This window comes from Aquiflexum sp. (assembly GCF_041749095.1).
Classification (GTDB): domain Bacteria; phylum Bacteroidota; class Bacteroidia; order Cytophagales; family Cyclobacteriaceae; genus Aquiflexum.
This window is the reverse complement of sequence record NZ_JBGTCA010000140.1, coordinates 1-2,337: the sequence shown is the minus strand read 5'-3', so window position 1 is coordinate 2,337 and position 2,337 is coordinate 1. Positions and strand designations below refer to the sequence as shown.

Genomic DNA, 2,337 nt, shown 5'->3' with positions numbered 1-2,337 from the left:
AATTCCCAAATCCTTAGCTGCCCGCTCGTTGATCAAAACTTTATGTTTATCAGCACCCGAAATATCAGTAAAATTTCTTCCCTCTTTGATTTCCAATTTCAGTGTAGAAACAAATTCATTATCAGCTTCATACCAATTCATTCCATTGTCGGAATTTATTTCAGGCAGGTTGAAATTCCTCATATGAAAACTTCCAGGAAGCGGAATACCTGTCGAAAAACTAAGGGACTGGATCATCGAACTGGAGGCAAACCTTCGCTTGAAATCTACTCTTTCCTCGTTTTTGATTTCACCATCATTGTGGATAATCAGAAGCTGTTCTCTGTCAAATCCTACATTTGTATGTTGCATAAAGCTGAGCTGCCGCTGTACCACCAAGGCACAAATAATCAAAATCAGTGATATGCTAAACTGAAAAACAACCAGTCCACTCCTCAGCCCACCTGTATTTTTTCCCTGTGCCTGGACTCCCTTGATTACCTTAATTGGTTTGAAAGAAGAAAGGTAAAAGGCTGGATAAAAACCTGCCGTCACAGTCAGCAAAAGAATTAAAATTGGAACGATCGCCCAAATCCAGGAAAACTGAAATATATTGAACTGAATCTCTTTACCGCTTATTTGGTTGAAGGTATCATTGAGGAGTTCGACCAATACCAATGACAAACCTGTACTGATCAAGACAAGCATAAATGCCTCAGTCATAAATTGGCCTACCAACTGGAATTTCCTAGACCCCATCACTTTCCGCACCCCAACTTCCATGGATCTTTTTGCTCCTTTAGCAGTTGACAGATTCATGAAATTGATACTTGCCAAAAGCAGGATGATCACTGCGACTGCCGAAAAAATACCGACATAGCTTTGATAACTATTGACTTCATGCTCCCTGAGCAGATGGGAATTGAGATGGATATCCTGTACAGGCTGAAGGCCAAAAAAGAATTCTGTCGATTCCTGTTCACCGGACAGTCTAGGTACTAAATGATTTGTCACTACCTGCTTCAGTTTTCCCTCAACAGCAAGTACGTCTTTTTTTTGAATCTTAACATAAGTATGCAGAATTGACCACATCCAATTGTCCATCAGGAAAATCTCCCTGTGCATATTAAGCTCATAGACGAGCATATCAAAATGAAAATGGGATTGGGCAGGAAGATCTCTTATCACCGCACCGACCATGACCAAGTTCGGCGAACCACTTCCAATTAGCAAATTCTTTCCTACCACTTCCCTTATTGGAATTTCTCCAAAATATCTTTTTGCTGTGGATTCGGTGATGATTACACTTTTGCCACTTTCGAGTGATTTGGGATTGCCTGACAAAACCTCAAAGTCAAAAACCTCAAAGAAATTTGGCTCTGCATAAAAAACCGAAGCCTCCCTAAAAATCTGATCAGCATTTGATCCGGTTTCAGGCTGTACCGTAAAATCATTCCATCTCAATAATCTTGTGACAGCTTCAACTTCCGGGATATCCTCTTTTAACCGTTGCCCTAATGGAGGTGGTGCAGTGGCATATTGGGAACCTTCACCTGTTCCCCAATGTGAAGTGATCCGGTAGATGTTTTCAGAGTTGGAATAAAAACGGTCATAGCTTTTCTCATCCACGATATAAAAAAGTATAGATAAAAAACCAGCAATACCGATTGTCAAACCTGAAATATTCAAAATTGAATACATCCTGTTTTTGTTTAGGACCCGCCAAGCGATTATAAAGTGGTTTTTTAGCATGACTGACTAAAGTTTATAACCTTACTAAATTACTCCGAACTCAAAGAATTGACGGGATTGTTGCTTGCTGCTTTGAAAGCCTGAAAACTGACTGTAATCAAAGCAATCATCAAGACAACAGCAGCTGCTCCTGCAAAAATCCACCAGCTAAGGTTTGTTTTGTAAGCATAATCCTGAAGCCAGAAATTGGAAAGATACCATGCCAATGGAATCATAGCCAAGATTGAAATCAGAACAAGTAGAACAAAGTCCTTTACGATCAAATATAAAATTGAATTGATTGAAGCCCCCAAGACTTTTCTCACCCCAATTTCTTTTTTCCGGTTTTCAACAGTAAAAGCCGCCAATCCAAACAATCCCAAACAGGAAAGGAAAACAGCAACTACCCCAAAATATTTTGCAAGCTTGGATACACGTTGCTCCTGAAGATAAAGGGTTTGAAAATCGTCGTCCATAAAGCTGAAATTCATCTTTTGAGCAAAAAGATCTTCAAATACTCCCGAAACAGATTTAATAGCTTCAGCTTGATTTTCACTGTTTATCCGGAGGATAATCTTCTGCATAAATGAATTGTCATATTTTAAAAACGCCGGCTTTACTGTTTCT

At 39.4% G+C, this 2,337-nt stretch carries 2 protein-coding genes; both read right to left on the bottom strand.

All coding sequences use genetic code 11. The features are described from left to right. Window positions 1–1,680: ABC transporter permease (locus ACEW8O_RS07345; RefSeq protein WP_373493973.1), on the bottom strand; the 1,680-nt coding region annotated here is incomplete at its 3' end. Window positions 1,681–1,760: 80 nt separating this feature from the next. After that, on the bottom strand, window positions 1,761–2,337 hold a 577-nt coding region (locus tag ACEW8O_RS07340; RefSeq protein ID WP_373493972.1), incomplete at its 5' end, for an ABC transporter permease.